The organism is Rhizobium sp. AN6A (genome assembly GCF_900215635.1).
Classification (GTDB): Bacteria; Pseudomonadota; Alphaproteobacteria; order Rhizobiales; family Rhizobiaceae; genus Agrobacterium; species Agrobacterium tumefaciens.
Genome location: NZ_OCNC01000004.1, coordinates 2,585,278 through 2,601,002 on the forward strand (window position 1 = coordinate 2,585,278; position 15,725 = coordinate 2,601,002).

Genomic DNA, 15,725 nt, shown 5'->3' on the forward strand with positions numbered 1-15,725 from the left:
GACCAAAATTTGGAAAATTCCGTTTTATAGGCACAATTATTGTCAGCATGTCTTGACCCCGCTGCCAATTACGATTGTGATAGAAAAAGCGGATCGAAAAGATCTGCTGAAGGGGGGAGCTGGGGCAAAAACAATATGCCGGTCCTCTTCCGATTGACGATAACAAACAAAGGTTGGGAAAAATGAAAAAGGCAATTCTGTCGGCCGTTATCGGCGCAGCAGTTTTGGGAGGAGCCTCGGTCGCTTCGGCTGCGACGCTTCAGGACGTGAAGTCGAAAGGTTTCGTCACCTGCGGCGTGAGCGCTGGCATTCCGGGATTTTCCAATCCCGATGACAAGGGCGAATGGTCCGGCATCGACGTGGACTATTGCCGCGGTATTGCCACTGCGGTTTTCGGCGATCCTACAAAGGCTAAATTTGTCGCTCTTTCGAGCAAGGACCGTTTTCCGGCTCTCCAGTCTGGCGAGGTCGACGTTCTGACCCGTAACACCACCTGGACGATCAGCCGCGACACATCGCTTGGCTTCAACTTCCGTACCGTCAACTATTATGACGGCCAGGGCTTCATCGCCAAGAAGGGCCTCAACGTGAAGTCCGCGCTTGAGCTTTCCGGCGCCGCCGTCTGCGTTCAGACCGGCACGACCACCGAGCTCAACCTTGCCGACTACTTCAAGACCAACAACCTTCAGTACAACCCGGTTGTTTTCGAAAAGGAATCCGATGCGACTTCGGCTTATGATTCCGGCCGTTGCGACGTTTACACCACCGACCAGTCCGGTCTGTATGCTATCCGTCTCAAGCTGAAGAACCCCGATGACAACATCGTTCTGCCTGAAGTGATCTCCAAGGAGCCGCTTGGACCGGCCGTTCGCCAGGGCGACGACCAGTGGTTCGACATCGTCACGTGGGTTCACTACGCGATGGTCAACGCCGAAGAGCTGGGCATCACCTCGAAAAACGTCGACGAGCAGAAGAACAGCGCCAACCCTGATATCAAGCGTCTGCTTGGCACTGAAGAAGGCACCAAGATCGGTACCGATCTCGGCGTAACGAACGACTGGGCCTACAACATCGTCAAGAAGGTCGGCAACTACGGCGAAGTCTTCGACCGTAACGTTGGCGCCGGCTCGCCGCTGAAGATCGAGCGTGGCCAGAACGCGCTTTGGACCAAGGGCGGCCTGCAATACGCACCGCCGGTTCGTTGATCGGCACTATCGTTGGCTAAGGACTGAAGGGAGGCTGGGCAATGCCCGGCCTCCACTTGAAATTATAGAATAAGCTCGCAAAGAGCATATAAAAGGGAAAGGTGCCTATGGCAGGCAACGCGGTCAGTTCGCAACGATCGCGCGCGCAAAGCGCGTCGTCACTCATTTACGATCCACGCATACGCGGAATTTTTTATCAGGTTCTGACAGTCGTCATCCTGACCGCCTTCGTCTGGATCATCGTGACGAATACGATCACAAATCTTCAACGGTCAAACATTTCGTCCGGCTTCGGCTTCCTCAATGGAAGAGCCGGCTTCGATATCGGCCAGTCGCTGATCGCTTACACCAGCGATGCGACCTATGGCCGGGCATTGCTCGTTGGTATTCTCAACACGATTCAGGTCGCATTTTTTGGCATCATCGCCGCGTCGATCATCGGTTTCATCGTCGGTATCGCCCGGCTGTCCAACAACTGGCTGATCTCGAAGCTGGCGCAGGCCTATGTGGAAATCTTCCGCAACATCCCGCCCCTGCTCGTCATCTTCTTCTGGTACAAGGGCGTCATCTCCGTTCTGCCGCAGGCCCGCGATTCGCTGCAGCTTCCACTTGGGACCTACCTCAACAATCGCGGCTTCTTCTTTCCAAAGCCCCTCTGGGGCGAAGGGACGTGGCTGATACCGCTCGCTTTCGTGGTCGCCATCGTCATCAGCGTCTTCATTTACCGCTGGGCGAAGGCCAGGCAGGAAAGAACCGGCGAGCAGTTCCGCACCGGCATCACCGCCACACTTCTCATCATCGGCCTTCCGGCTGCGACATTCCTTGCGCTCGGCTCACCCCTGACATTCGATTACCCGATTGCCGGGCGGTTCAACCTCGCGGGCGGTTCGGTCGTCGCACCTGAATTCATGTCGCTGTTTCTGGCGCTCTCCTTCTACACCGCTTCCTTTATCGCCGAGATCGTTCGCGGCGGCATCAAGGCCGTGGCAAAAGGGCAAACCGAAGCAGCGGAGGCACTGGGGCTTCGCGCCAGCACGACGACACGTCTGATCGTCGTTCCTCAGGCGATGCGCATCATCATCCCGCCGCTGACAAGCCAGTATCTCAACCTGACCAAGAACTCGTCGCTTGCGGTCGCGGTCGGTTTCGCCGACATCGTCTCCGTTGGCGGCACGATCCTGAACCAGACGGGACAGGCGGTCGAAGTTGTCGCTATCTGGCTCGTTCTCTATCTCTCGCTGTCCATTCTCACGGCCTTGGTCATGAACTGGTTGAACGCGAAAATGGCCCTGGTGGAGAGATAATAGATGACGATCAGCAATCACGCGTTCGTGCGCCACACCATTGAAGAAGCCAAACCCGCGCCTTCAAGCGCGGTTGGCGTCAGCCATTGGCTGCGCACCAAACTTTTCGCCACGCCGAAGGACACCGTCCTTACGGTTCTTGCCATCGCGTTCCTCGCCTATCTTCTGCCACCAATCTTCAAGTGGCTGTTCGTAGACGCGGTATGGACCGGTACGGATCGCATCGCCTGCCTCACCGCCTCCCAGGGCGGTGCGCTGGCCGATGGCCAGTCCGGCGCATGCTGGGCCTTCGTTTCGGCGAAGTTCGGCCAGATCATGTTCGGCCGTTACCCAATCGATGAGCGCTGGCGTCCTATCCTTGTGATGGTCATGTTCACCATCCTCCTGGTGCCGATGCTCATTCCGAAAGCGCCGTTCAAGCGTCTCAATGCGCTGGCGCTTTTCATCGTCCTGCCGGTCATTGCGTTTTTCCTCCTCATCGGCGGTGTCTTCGGTCTGCCGGTGGTGGAAACGCAGCTCTGGGGCGGCCTGATGGTCACCCTGATCCTGTCTTTCTTCGGAATTGCAGTGTCCCTGCCCTTCGGCATTCTTCTGGCGCTTGGCCGCCGGTCGAACCTGCCGGTAATCAAAATGCTGTGCGTGCTCTTCATCGAAGTTATCAGAGGTATTCCTCTGATAACCGTGCTGTTCTTCGCCAGCATAATGCTGCCGCTGTTCCTTCCCGACGGCTGGACCTTCGACAAGTTCCTGCGCGCTCTGGTCGGCGTGTCGCTCTTCTCGTCCGCCTATATGGCGGAGGTGATCCGTGGCGGCCTGCAGGCCATCCCGAAGGGGCAATATGAAGGGGCGGATTCACTCGGCCTGAACTATTGGCAGAAAACCCGGCTGATCGTGCTGCCGCAGGCGCTGAAGCTCGTCATTCCGGGCATCGTCAACACCTTCATCGGTCTTTTCAAGGACACGTCGCTGGTCTCGATCATCGGCATGTTCGACCTGCTTGGCATTGTCACACTCAACCAATCGGATGCGAACTGGGCGACACCCGTTACCGCGATGACGGGCTATATTTTCGCCGGGTTCATATTCTGGATATTCTGCTTCGGCATGTCGCGTTATTCGCTGTTCATGGAACGGCACCTCGACACCGGGCATAAACGATAAGGGACGCTCAAAATGGCAGAAACCCAAACAAAAAAACTGGCCGTTTCGACAACGGACGTGGCAATCGAACTCGTCGGCATGAACAAGTGGTATGGCGACTTCCACGTCCTGCGCGACATCAACCTGAAGGTGATGAAGGGCGAGCGCATCGTCATCGCCGGCCCTTCGGGATCGGGAAAATCGACCATGATCCGCTGCATCAACCGGCTGGAAGAACATCAGTCGGGCACGATCAACGTCGACGGTATCGAACTCACCAACGACCTGAAGAAGATCGATGAGGTGCGTCGTGAAGTCGGCATGGTGTTCCAGCACTTCAACCTCTTCCCGCATCTGACGATTCTGGAAAACTGCACGCTGGCGCCAATCTGGGTTCGCAAGATGCCCAAGAAGGAAGCCGAAGAAGTGGCGATGCACTATCTGAAGCGCGTCAAGATCCCCGAACAGGCGCATAAATACCCTGGTCAGCTCTCCGGCGGTCAGCAGCAGCGTGTGGCGATTGCCCGCTCGCTGTGCATGAAGCCGAAGATCATGCTGTTTGACGAGCCGACCTCGGCGCTTGACCCGGAAATGGTCAAGGAAGTGCTTGATACCATGGTCAGCCTCGCCGAAGACGGCATGACGATGCTGTGCGTGACCCACGAAATGGGCTTTGCCCGCCAGGTCGCAAACCGCGTCATCTTCATGGACCAGGGCCAGATCGTCGAACAGAATTCGCCTGCCGAATTCTTCGACAATCCCCAGCACGAGCGCACAAGGCTGTTCCTCAGCCAGATCCTGCACTGAGACGCTGCAATCAGCTAGCATCACGAAACGGGGCCATGTCGGCCCCGTTTTCATTTGACGGCAGCCTCTCCACGCTCGACCTCATCCCTGGGCTTGTCCCAAGGATCTAAGTCAACAAAATCGAGCGGTTGCAGATCTCGGGAGAAACCAAAGGATGACGCCGGAATGTTGGCAAGGTTCGCCATTCATTTGATGACTTCTTTCGCACCAGAAGCCCCGTTGAGTGAATCACCGGCCCCTGCAAATCGTCGTTTCACATCGTTCTTCATTCGCGAGAAGCACTGAAACTGCCAAGCCGACCTCGGTTTAACCATTTGTTACGAAACGGAAATCCTTGTTTTCCAAGGGTTCTGACAGCCAATGTCATTTTTTTGTCAAATCATGCATTTTTCCGCTTGCAGACCTTCGGGAGCCTGACTATAAGGGCGCCACACCACAAGCGCACGCGCCCTTCGTCTATCGGTTAGGACGTCAGATTTTCATTCTGAAAAGAGGGGTTCGACTCCCCTAGGGCGTGCCACTTGCTTTCGTGTTCCCCCGTAAATCACCAATAAAGATAGCAGCGCGCGCCGTAAGAACGTATCGATTCTCATCTGGCCAGTCGCTCTTACGCTGCAAGCCTAGATCACCCGGAATCGATTTTCCTGGCGACGCCGGCTAAGGCTTGGGAAACCGCCGACACCCGCTTGCCACGACGGCAAGACCCGCTTTTTCCTTTGACGATAGGGCCGTTATTTCAAAGTCTTGGCCTCGTCTGTCGTGGTTTTCCACAGCCCCTCCACCGTGTTTAAAAAAACTCGTCACGAAGCGGAAAAAATCAATTTTTCCGCTTGCAGACCTTCAGGAGCCTGACTATAAGGGCGCCACACCACAAGCGCACGCGCCCTTCGTCTATCGGTTAGGACGTCAGATTTTCATTCTGAAAAGAGGGGTTCGACTCCCCTAGGGCGTGCCACTTGCTTCTCCTTGAAAATCAGTATTCTGCGTTCAAATCTTCATGTGATGTGTGAGATAGAGGATGCATGCCGTTTCCGGCCGTCCTTCAGCTTTTTCCCGTAAAATCAAGGTGTGATCTGTGCCGCCTGTCAGGGCGCGAAAGCAGCGTCCAGAACACGCAGCTGCACACGCCTCTGGCCCTGCCAGAGATCGGCACCCACGGTGCCGGCGACGTGGATGGATCTGCCGCGCGCATTCAGCAGCATCTGCCCTAGAGGGGCGTCAGCAGCACGAAATGCGATACCATCCAGCCGTGAGCCATCCATGGCCTCCAGCGTGATCTTGACGTGGGAGGTGCCGACCAGACGCACATCGCGCAGCCGGTGTGCAGGCACGGCAAAAATGGGCTGAGAATGGCCAGAGCCATATGGACCTGCCTGTTCCAGCTGGTCGACCAGCTGCAAGGTCGCACCGGACGCGCCGATCGCACCGTCGATCTTCAGCACGCTGCTTTCCACCAGCTCGCTCACCGTTTTTGCGGCGGCTTCCTCAAAGAAGGTCCGGAGTTTGCCGAGATTGGCGCGTTCCACCGTCAGGCCGGCCGCCATGGCGTGACCGCCACCCTTGACCAGCAGGCCGGCATCCACAGCGGCGCGGACCATTCTGCCCATATCGAAACCATTGATCGAGCGCCCGGAGCCGGTACCCTTGCCGGAAGGATCGAAGGCAATCGCGAAGGCCGGGCGGCGGAAACGATCCTTAAGCCGTGAGGCGAGAAGACCAACGATACCCGGATGCCAGTTTTCCCGTGCGGTAACGATAACGCCTGCGCCAGACCCGTCGCCATATTCATAAAGCGCTTCCGCTTCGGCTTCCGCCAGCATCACGGCTTCCATCGCCTGTCGCTCGCGGTTCAGCTCATCCAGCTTTTCGGCGATCACGTCCGCCTGTGACGAGTCGTCGAGTGTAAGCAGACGGCTACCCAGTGCGGCATCGCCAATACGGCCACCGGCATTGATGCGCGGTCCGATCAGGAAACCGAAATGATACGGTGTCACCGGCCCGCCCAACCCCGCCTTCCTAAACAGCGCCGCCAGCCCGGCGTTGTTCATATGGCGCGCGGCAATCAACCCCTTCACTACATAGGCGCGGTTCAGCCCCTTCAAGGGCACCACGTCGCATACGGTGGCAAGTGCGACTATATCGAGCAGCGCCAGCAGATCGAGCGTGAAGGCCTGTCTGTTGCGCTTGTCCTTCAACAGCCTGAGGGTGGCGACCAGAACCAGGAACACCACGCCTGCGGCGCAGAGATGCCCCTGCCCCGAAAGATCGTCTTCGCGGTTGGGATTGACCAGCGCCACCGCCGGCGGCAGTTCCGAACCGACCTGGTGGTGATCGATCACCACCACATCTGTTCCCGCATCCTTTGCGGCATTCAGCGATTCATGGCTGGTGGAGCCGCAATCGACCGTCACGATCAGGGTCGCGCCGTTGGCGGCAAGCTGCTGCATCGCCGCCGGGTTCGGCCCATAACCCTCGAAAATACGATCTGGAATATAGATTTCCGGCGTCAGCCCGAAATGCGCGAGAAAACGATACATCAGCGCGGAAGACGCGGCGCCATCGACGTCATAGTCGCCGAAAATCGCCACCTTCTCGCCGGTCTCGATGGCGCGGACCAGCCTTTCGGCAGCCTTTTCGCAATCGGTCAGCATATGCGGGTCGGGCATCAATGAGCGAATGGTCGGATCGAGGAAAGCGAGAGCCTCATCCACCCCCACCCCTCGCCCGGCCAGCACCCGGGCAATCAGTTCGGGAATGGCATGGATCTGGGACATGGCCAGCGCACGGTTCTGTGCGGCCTGATCCAGCCGCGAAACCCAACGTTGCTCTGTCGCCGACCGCTCCACGCTCAGAAACGCGCGGGCCACGGTATCGGCCGGCTCCATCATTGCCATCCTGTCCATCGTCCTGTCATGCGAATGCGTATCCGCGCCTTGTCATGACAACGGGCTAAATGGCGATGGCGCCTTTTTCAAGCAAAAACGCCCGTATGAGGTTTCACACCGAGAAAATCGAGAAAAACGGGCTGACGATCGATACCGCGCCGACCAGCAGCAACAGGGAAAACACCGCAAGCGAACACCAGTTGCGCTCATATTCGGCAATATCGAATTCCATGCCTCGAATATTGTCGTTGGCATTGTGAGGCCGCGCCCGATGATGGGCTGCCAGAACACTTTCGCGCTTACTGTCCTTGAAAAGGATAATCGATGTCACAGCCACGCCTCCCTCGCTTGGTAACATGATTAACCATAGAGCCGAATCGCGTTGTTTTCCAGCGGTTCTGAGGCGATCCCCTCAAATTTTATGGCGGCTTATGCGGTGACCGCCAAAACGGGTTTTGGGAGAAAAAAAGACCGCGCCTCCATGTGGTGGCGCGGCCCTCAAATTCAGAAAAATCGTAAAGCGTCTCAGGTCCGCTCGATGCGGATGACCTGCGGTTCGCTGACCAGGTATTTCTCGTTCTTGATCGCCTTGACGGCCTTGCGGATCGCATCTTCCATCGTCGCGTGGGTCACGAGGATGATCGTCTGCGGCGCGCCTTCCACATGCACGCGCTGGCGCTGCACGATGGATTCCAGCGAGATGTTGTTATCCGCCATGCGGGTAGCGATGGAGGCGAAGACGCCCGCCTGATCCTTCACCGTCAGCCGGATGAAATAGCCGCCCTCATGGCTCTTCATCTTGGCGCGACGATAATCGGTCAGCGACTTCGCCGGACGGCCGAGCACCGGAACCTGCTGGGCACCGGGCCGGCTCTTGGCGATATCGGCGATGTCACCGAGCACGGCAGAGGCCGTGGCATTGCCGCCCGCACCTGGGCCAACCATCAGAAGCTCGCCAAGAATATCGGACTCGATCGCCACCGCATTGGTGACGCCATCAACCTGCGCGATAACGGAATCGAGCGGCACCATGGTCGGATGCACCCGCTGCTCGATACCGGATTCGGTCACCTGCGCCACGCCGAGAAGCTTGATGCGATAACCGAGCTCGGCGGCCGCCTGAATGTCCTCGCTGGAGATGTTGGTGATGCCTTCGAGATAGATGTCGTCGGCCGAAATTTTGTTGCCGAAGGCAAGCGTCGTCAGAATGGCGAGCTTGTGGGCAGTGTCGTTACCCTCGATATCGAAGGCCGGATCGGCTTCGGCATAACCCAGCCGCTGCGCTTCTTTCAAACAGACCTCGAACGACAGCCCTTCCTTCTCCATCTTGGTCAGGATGTAGTTGCAGGTGCCGTTCATGATACCGTAGATGCGCGACACATTGTTGCCGGTGAGAGATTCACGCAGCGCCTTGATGACGGGAATACCGCCGGCCACAGCCGCTTCGAAATTGAGAAGCGCGCCCTTGTCTTCTGCAATCGTCGCCAGCTCGACGCCGTGCTTGGCAAGCAGCGCCTTGTTGGCTGTCACCACATGGAGACCGCGCGAAAGTGCCGCACGCACAGCTTTTTCCGCCTGGCCGGAAGCACCGCCGACCAGTTCCACCAACACGTCGATATCGGCTTCGTTTGCAAGCTGCTCAGGCGTATCGAACCAGGTAATACCCTTGAGATCGATGCCGCGGTCACGCGAACGGTCGCGCGCGCTCACTGCAATAATCTCAATCGCACGTCCGCAGGTAATCGCAAGTTCGTTGCTTCTCTGCTGGAGGATGCGCACGAGCGAAGCGCCGACAGTGCCGAGCCCCGCTATGCCGATTCTCAATGAATCTGCCATGGGTATGTTCCTGATTTGCTGGTGATGGTGACGGCCGGGACCCGGCCGCCTTCGGTTGCCCTTATCTGTGGGCATTGAGCGAAACGACATTGTGCATCGTTTCGTCAGCACTCGACAGGAAACGCTTCAGATTGCGCGCTGCCTGACGAATTCGATGCTCGTTTTCAACGAGCGCGAGGCGGACGTAATCATCGCCCATTTCGCCGAAGCCGATGCCGGGAGCAACGGCAATGTCTGCCTTCTCGACCAGAAGCTTGGAAAACTCCAGGCTGCCGAGATGGCGGAATTTTTCCGGGATCTTCGCCCAGGCGAACATCGTCGCCGCCGGCGGTGGAACTTCGAAGCCCGCCTTGCCGAACGTATCGACCATGACGTCGCGACGGCGGCGATAAACGCTGCGTACTTCCGCGATGTCGGAGCCGTCGCCGTTCAGCGCGTGCGTCGCCGCAACCTGGATCGGCGTGAAGGCACCGTAATCGAGATAGGACTTCACGCGGGTCAGCGCCGCGATCAGCCGCTCGTTGCCAACGGCAAAGCCCATGCGCCAGCCGGGCATGGAGAAGGTCTTCGACATGGAGGTGAATTCCACCGCAACGTCGATTGCACCGGGAACTTCGAGAACCGAAGGCGGCGGATTGTTGTCGTCGAAATAGATTTCCGAATAGGCAAGGTCGGAAAGCACGATGATTTCGTGCTTCTTCGCAAATGCGATCACGTCCTTGTAGAAATCGAGCGAGGCAACATGCGCCGTCGGGTTCGACGGATAGTTGACGATCAGCGCCAGCGGCTTCGGAATGGAGTGGCGCACCGCCCGCTCCAGAGGCCCGAAGAAGCTCTCGTCCGGCTCCACATTCATGGAACGGATAACGCCGCCCGCCATCAGGAAGCCGAAAGCGTGGATCGGATAGGTTGGGTTCGGACACAGGATCACGTCACCAGGCGCGGTGATGGCCTGCGCCATATTGGCGAAACCTTCCTTGGAACCAAGGGTCGCGACGACCTGCGTATCGGGGTTCAGCTTCACGCCGAAACGGCGGGCATAATAACCAGCCTGCGCGCGGCGAAGGCCGGGAATGCCCTTGGACGAGGAATAGCGATGGGTGCGAGGGTCCTGAACGACTTCGCACAGCTTGTCGACGATCGCCTTGGGGGTCGGAAGGTCGGGATTGCCCATGCCGAGATCGATGATATCGGCCCCGGCCGCTCGCGCGCTCGCTTTCAAACGGTTGACCTGTTCGAAGACGTATTGCGGCAGACGCCGGACCTTATGAAACTCTTCCATCACTTTCCTCATGGAAATGGACCGGTTCTGCCGGCCCATAACGAAGTTCGTTCTTGTTGTTAAACGCCGCCGACACGAACCGATCCGGCGGGCGCTATTCATTGTACCGCAAAGCACAAGAAAACCTACAGCGGTTTTCTCGGTCCACGCGGCATCGCGATCATCCGCCTTGTGGCTCCGGCGCGGCCTTTTCAGACCACAGGCAAGGCGAATTGCGCAATGTAATCAGGAAACCTGCATAACGCCAGATTCTTGGAAAATGCAAGGCAGACCATGCTCAAGAACGGCCATTCCGGCCGTTCAGTCGCGCTCGCCCTTCACAATTGCCGCGCGGATGACGGAAAGCACCCGCTCCGGCTTGATATCGGTGCAGATGAGCTGGCTCGGATGCCCGTCCCAGTCGCCCGGCGGAAAGGCGCGGCCATCCGGCTTCTGAATGGTCTGGCCATCGGCAAGCCCGCCGCAGACGACGCGTATAGGGCCGCTGCGGGTCTCGAACAGTTCGGGCGCGACAAGGTAAACGCAGGCGCAGCTGTCATGCACCACCATGCCATCACCGGTGCGGGTCTTGTAGAAATCGATGTAGAATTGCGACAGATCGGAAAGCAGCTGCACCGGCTTGCCGCCCGCCTCTGCCATCTCGGCCATGAAGGCGCTCGTCATCACCGTTTTCGTCGTCACGTCCAGGCCGACGACGACCACACGCCAGGGCGCGGTGAAGACGAGATCGGCCGCTTCCGGATCGCCGTGAATATTGGCCTCGGCCGCCGGCGACACATTGCCGTTGATATCGAAGGCGCCGCCCATGACGATCACCTGCTTCACCAATGCCGCAAAATCCGGCTCTTCGCGCAGCGCCAAGGCCAGATTGGTCATTCGACCAACTGCGATCAGCGTCACCTCGCCGGGATTGGCCTTGACCGTCTCGATAATAAAGCGATGCGCAGGACGCGAATCGAGCGGCAGATCGATGGTCTCTGGAATATCGATATCGCCGAGACCGTTTTCGCCATGGATGAAAGTCGGCCAGTGGCCTTCCTTGCGGGCCGGATCGAAGGTCACGCCCGCACCTTTCGCTACCGGCGCCGTCATCTGCCATTCCCGTTTCAGGAAGAGCGCATTGCGGGTGGTGATATCGATGGGCGCGTTGCCGAAGACGGTGGTGACGCCGATCAGATCGATATCGGGATGACGGTGCAGGAAAAGAAGCGCCATGGCATCATCTACACCGGGGTCCGTATCGAATATCACTTTATGCATAATGCCCTCATCCTGATGTCTCGTCATCGCCGCGTCTGGCGGTGCGCCACGGAAACATAACCATAAGCGGCAACACCGCAATCCCCCTGCCCGTCCCGGATCGGAGAGAAAAATATTGCGTGGCGATCTTTTCGGTGAAAGAAGAGGCCCTCTCCCTTAAGCCCGCCTGGACATGCCAAGTGCAAGACATCGCCCTCAACGTTTTCCTCGTCCTTTTCTGCGTCGCCATCTTTGCCGGATTTATCGATTCCATCGCCGGCGGCGGCGGTCTCATCACTATCCCGGCCATGCTGATCATGGGAATTCCGCCGCTCGATACGCTCGGCACCAACAAGCTGCAATCGCAGTTCGGCTCGGCGTCGGCCACCATTGCCTATGCCCGCCGCGGCCATGTCAATCTGAGGGAACAATTGCCGATGGCGATCATGGCGATGGTCGGCGGCGGGCTCGGCGCTTTCACCGCCGCCTTCGTGCCGTCAGACCTCCTGCGCACCATCATGCCCTTCCTGCTGATCGCGATTGCACTCTATTTTGCCTTCAAGCCGCAGCTCAGCGATATCGACAGCCATCGCCGCATCACGCCTTTCGTGTTCGGCCTCACCGCCGCACCGCTCGTGGGTTTCTATGATGGCGTTTTCGGCCCCGGCGCGGGTTCCTTCTACATGCTTGCCTTCGTGGGGCTTGCCGGCTTCGGCATGCTGAAGGCAACCGCCCATACCAAGCTTCTGAACCTGGGTTCGAACTTCGGCGGCTTTGTTGTTTTTGCGGCTGGAGGCGCGGTTCTCTGGAAGCTTGGCATCGCCATGGGCATCGGCCAGTTCGTCGGCGCGCAGATCGGATCGCGGTTTGCGATGAAAAACGGCGCGAAGATCATCCGCCCGCTTTTGGTTCTTTCCTGTCTGGCAATGGCGACGAAGCTTCTTGCGGATGCGTCATCCGCTTGGTCAATCGCCACGATCTGGGAAACCATCTTCCCGAAATGACAGGAAAAGGACACGGCCCGACGCTTGCGTTCGAACCGTGAATTTATGCCGTGGCGCGACGGCGCCTGCGATCGGCGATTTCGCGGATGACCACCATTGCGCCAACCAGCTTGTAGTTGGAGGAATAGCAGGGCGACATTTCCAGCGACTTTACGATCGTATGGCCGTCATGATCTTCGGCATAGGTGTATTTCGACGTACCACCCTTGAAGCAATTGTCGAGCCTCTCCCGCAGATCGTTCTGAAAACGGTGCACTCCGACAAGCTCGGCGATATGACAACCCAAAGGCCCTTCCGGCGTATTGCGCGGAAAAGCATCGATCCCATTGGAGAATGACACCCGATAACCGGGAGAAACGACGACCACGGGCTCGTCAAGATCGTTCAGCATATCCTCATCGAGAATGAGATGGCGGTGATGCCACTCCAGGATGTCCTCGTCCTCGTCGCCGATCACCTTTGCCTTGAGCGGCATGCCGACATAGCGGTCGACCAGCGTTCTCAAAAGATCGGAATTGCGCTGCACGCAGCCGAGATCTTCCGCCTCGTGATTAAGGAGGTCGATGGCGAAACGGAATTGCTCACGAATGTCCTCGGAACTGCCGGTCTTACGCCCGATGACCCGATCAAGCAGCAGCTCCAGTTCACGCTCCAGCACTGCGATCTTGTCGGCCTCGTTCTTACCAACCGCTGATTGCAGTTCCGTATAACGCAGCCAGAACAGCTCAATCAAATCTTTCAACCCAACTCTCCCTGAACGGGCAAACAGCCCGCTCCCAATCCGAATGGATAGACACTTATCCCCTCATTGTAGCGTCTGTGCATTAAAAAATGACGTAACGACACGCAGGACCGCCGCAGGGATTAATCTCTAAAATATCATAGCTACTGCTATTTTTTCAATTTCGATAATCCATGAACGAAAAATAAGGTTCCACTAATAAGTAAAAATACCTAAAAACGCAATTTTACGGCCGAATTCTGTAAAAAATCACTAGAAATTCGGCCGCGCTGCAAATAATCAGATCTGGTGTTTAACGTCCCAGCGGTCGTGATACCACAGCCATTGTTCGGGATATTCGCGGACCCAGCTTTCCACCTTGTCATTCAAAAGCTGCGCCGTCGCCTGAATATCGACATTTCCTTTTTCATCGCGCGGAATTTCAACCCTCGGCTCTATTTCCAGCCGGTAGCGGTTATCAGGCAGGCGCACGCAACGGGCGGGATAGACATCGCAATTGAACTGCCGCACCAGCTTGGCAAGAAGCGGGTTGGTGCGCACCTCATGGCCGAAGAACTTCGTCGTCAAGCCTTTGCCGAACTTCTGGTCGACGAGCACGCCGACACCGCCGCCCCTTTCCAGCTGCCGCGCAAGCGCGAAGGAAGAGCCGGCATGCGACGGCACGAGATTGCCCATGCGCTCCTTGCGGAACTTGAACACCTTGTCGGCCACGAAAGGATTATTCGGCGGCCGGAACAGGACCGTCACATCCAGACCGAAGGCAGAACTGGCCACCGGCAACAATTCGAAATTGCCGCTATGGGCAGTAAAAACGATGAAGGGCCGCGGGTTGTCGCGAAGCTCGATAAAGGTCGAAATACCCTCGACCCGGATACGGCCCGGCTCGCTATTTTCCGGATCGAAATCGAACAGCCTGTCGAGAAAGACATATTCCGCCGCAAGCCGCCCCATGCTGCCCCAGCTGTCCATTGCGATGGTAAGCCGCTCCTCTTCGGATTTCTCCGGAAAGGCGCGCGCCAGATTGTAGAGCATCAGCTTGTGGCGGCCGGTTTTCGGCCCCACGAAGCGCGCCAGCCTGTCGGCAGCGCGAATTCCAGCGTCAGCTGGAAATATCTTCAGCAGATTGAGAAGGCCGAAGGCAAACGTCGCAATCAGCCATTGCCGGAAATGGTCCAGCTTCAGGACGATCCGCGTAATGAACAGTTTCAAGGCGTCAATCCATCCGCAGAACGATTTTGCCGAATACCTGGCGCGTTTCCATCCGCTCCAGCGCCCGGTCGATATCCTCGAAGGTGACTTCTGTGTCGATAACAGGATGAACGATGCCGCGCGCCATCTTCTGCATGGCGTTGGCCATGTTTTCCATGCGGCAACCGAAGGAGCCGAGCAGCTTCAGCTGCTGCTGGAACAGCATCATCAGATTGATATCGGTCGATACGCCTGACGTGGAGCCGCAGGTGACGAGACGGCCGCCACGCTTCAGCGAGAACATCGATCCCGCCCAGGTGTCCTTGCCGACATGTTCGAACACCACGTCGACGCCCTTCTTTTTCGTCAGCTTGCGCACGACGCCTTCGAAACGGTCGGTCCGGTAGTTGATGACGTGATCGGCACCGAGAGCCTTCGCCCGTTCGATCTTGTCGTCGGAGCCAACCGTGGTGATGACGGTGCAGCCCATCTTCTTGGCCAGCTGGATCGCCGCCGTGCCGATGCCGGAACCGCCGGCATGCACGAGGATCGTTTCGCCCGATTCCAGCTTGGCATTGTCAAACAGCATGTGCTCGACGGTGCCGAAGGTCACAGGCGCCAGAGCCGCGCCGATGGCATCGACGCCATGCGGAGCCGGAACGAGCTGGCGGGCGGGAATATTGATCTTTTCCTGCGCGAAGCCGTCGAGGTGGAAACCGTGCACGCCCTGAACATGTTCACAAAGATTGTCACGGCCTTCACGGCACGGCTTGCAGATCCCGCAGGTGCGCGCGCCGTAGATCGCGACGAGCTGGCCAGGCAGCACATTCGAAACGCCCGGGCCAATGGCCTCTACCACGCCGGAAGCCTCAGCACCGATGGTCAGCGGCATCTTGCGCTTGGCAAACGCCATGCCGCGCCAGCCCCAGACGTCGATGTGGTTCAGCGCCACGGCCTTGACGCGCAGCGTCACCTCGCCCGGACCTGGTGCATCCGGTTCGGGCAGGTCCACTTTTTCGAGCTTCCGGTCGTCCACGAGTTGAAGAGCGCGCATGTTTTTAGTCCTTCGCCCGGAGGCGTCTATCTCAAGAGT

The 15,725-nt window shown here is 58.0% G+C and carries 14 protein-coding genes and 2 tRNA genes; 7 read left to right on the forward strand and 9 right to left on the reverse strand.

Annotated features, from left to right (window positions below):
* Positions 1–182 precede the first annotated feature (182 nt).
* From CRO62_RS25350 to CRO62_RS25365, 4 genes are all read left to right on the forward strand, one after another.
* Positions 183–1,205, forward strand: coding sequence for an amino acid ABC transporter substrate-binding protein (locus CRO62_RS25350; protein WP_003515366.1), 1,023 nt, complete (start codon positions 183–185; stop codon positions 1,203–1,205).
* 107 nt (positions 1,206–1,312) lie between these two features.
* Entirely contained in the window at positions 1,313–2,509 is a 1,197-nt protein-coding gene (locus CRO62_RS25355) for an amino acid ABC transporter permease (protein WP_097102661.1), read from the forward strand.
* A gap of 3 nt (positions 2,510–2,512) precedes the next feature.
* The gene (locus CRO62_RS25360) at positions 2,513–3,670 is read left to right on the forward strand and encodes an amino acid ABC transporter permease (protein WP_097102662.1); all 1,158 of its coding nucleotides are present in this window, start codon (positions 2,513–2,515) and stop codon (positions 3,668–3,670) included.
* Between the two features lie 12 nt (positions 3,671–3,682).
* On the forward strand, positions 3,683–4,456 hold the full coding sequence (locus tag CRO62_RS25365) for an amino acid ABC transporter ATP-binding protein (RefSeq protein WP_003515372.1): 774 nt from the start codon (positions 3,683–3,685) through the stop codon (positions 4,454–4,456).
* A gap of 50 nt (positions 4,457–4,506) precedes the next feature.
* Here the strand turns inward: CRO62_RS25365 and CRO62_RS27735 are convergent, their stop codons facing one another.
* Complete coding sequence (locus CRO62_RS27735; protein ID WP_323455515.1) at positions 4,507–4,641, reverse strand: hypothetical protein; 135 nt, start codon at positions 4,639–4,641, stop codon at positions 4,507–4,509.
* Between the two features lie 260 nt (positions 4,642–4,901).
* Here CRO62_RS27735 and CRO62_RS25370 point away from each other — a divergent pair.
* Together CRO62_RS25370 and CRO62_RS25375 are read left to right on the forward strand one after the other, a co-directional pair.
* Positions 4,902–4,976 (forward strand) — tRNA-Glu (locus CRO62_RS25370).
* Between the two features lie 360 nt (positions 4,977–5,336).
* Positions 5,337–5,411 (forward strand) — tRNA-Glu (locus CRO62_RS25375).
* 130 nt (positions 5,412–5,541) lie between these two features.
* On the opposite strand, the gene recJ is transcribed toward CRO62_RS25375, so the two are convergent.
* The 5 genes from recJ to CRO62_RS25400 all read right to left on the reverse strand — a co-directional run bounded on the left by recJ (position 5,542) and on the right by CRO62_RS25400 (position 11,719).
* Positions 5,542–7,350: a single-stranded-DNA-specific exonuclease RecJ gene (recJ, locus tag CRO62_RS25380; protein WP_097102664.1), complete on the reverse strand. Its 1,809-nt coding sequence runs from the start codon at positions 7,348–7,350 to the stop codon at positions 5,542–5,544.
* A 103-nt stretch (positions 7,351–7,453) separates the two neighbouring features.
* Entirely contained in the window at positions 7,454–7,678 is a 225-nt protein-coding gene (locus CRO62_RS25385; protein ID WP_025593517.1) for a hypothetical protein, read from the reverse strand.
* Positions 7,679–7,866: 188 nt separating this feature from the next.
* Positions 7,867–9,177, reverse strand: a complete 1,311-nt coding sequence (locus CRO62_RS25390; protein WP_003515377.1) for a homoserine dehydrogenase — start codon at positions 9,175–9,177, stop codon at positions 7,867–7,869.
* Positions 9,178–9,238: 61 nt separating this feature from the next.
* A complete protein-coding gene (locus tag CRO62_RS25395) occupies positions 9,239–10,459 on the reverse strand; it encodes an LL-diaminopimelate aminotransferase (RefSeq protein ID WP_003515379.1) in 1,221 nt (406 codons plus the stop codon).
* Positions 10,460–10,759: 300 nt separating this feature from the next.
* A complete protein-coding gene (locus CRO62_RS25400) occupies positions 10,760–11,719 on the reverse strand; it encodes a nucleoside hydrolase (protein ID WP_097102666.1) in 960 nt (319 codons plus the stop codon).
* A 179-nt stretch (positions 11,720–11,898) separates the two neighbouring features.
* Between CRO62_RS25400 and CRO62_RS25405 the strand changes: the two genes are divergently transcribed.
* Complete coding sequence (locus tag CRO62_RS25405) at positions 11,899–12,702, forward strand: TSUP family transporter (protein WP_065661546.1); 804 nt, start codon at positions 11,899–11,901, stop codon at positions 12,700–12,702.
* 43 nt (positions 12,703–12,745) lie between these two features.
* On the opposite strand, the gene CRO62_RS25410 is transcribed toward CRO62_RS25405, so the two are convergent.
* The 3 genes from CRO62_RS25410 to CRO62_RS25420 form a co-directional block, all read right to left on the reverse strand.
* Positions 12,746–13,444, reverse strand: a complete 699-nt coding sequence (locus tag CRO62_RS25410) for a hypothetical protein (RefSeq protein ID WP_013636202.1) — start codon at positions 13,442–13,444, stop codon at positions 12,746–12,748.
* A 279-nt stretch (positions 13,445–13,723) separates the two neighbouring features.
* Positions 13,724–14,653 (reverse strand): lipid A biosynthesis lauroyl acyltransferase, encoded by a 930-nt coding sequence (locus CRO62_RS25415; RefSeq protein ID WP_019566226.1) that lies wholly within the window; start codon positions 14,651–14,653, stop codon positions 13,724–13,726.
* Between the two features lie 4 nt (positions 14,654–14,657).
* Complete coding sequence (locus tag CRO62_RS25420) at positions 14,658–15,686, reverse strand: zinc-binding dehydrogenase (RefSeq protein ID WP_003515388.1); 1,029 nt, start codon at positions 15,684–15,686, stop codon at positions 14,658–14,660.
* Positions 15,687–15,725 lie beyond the last annotated feature (39 nt).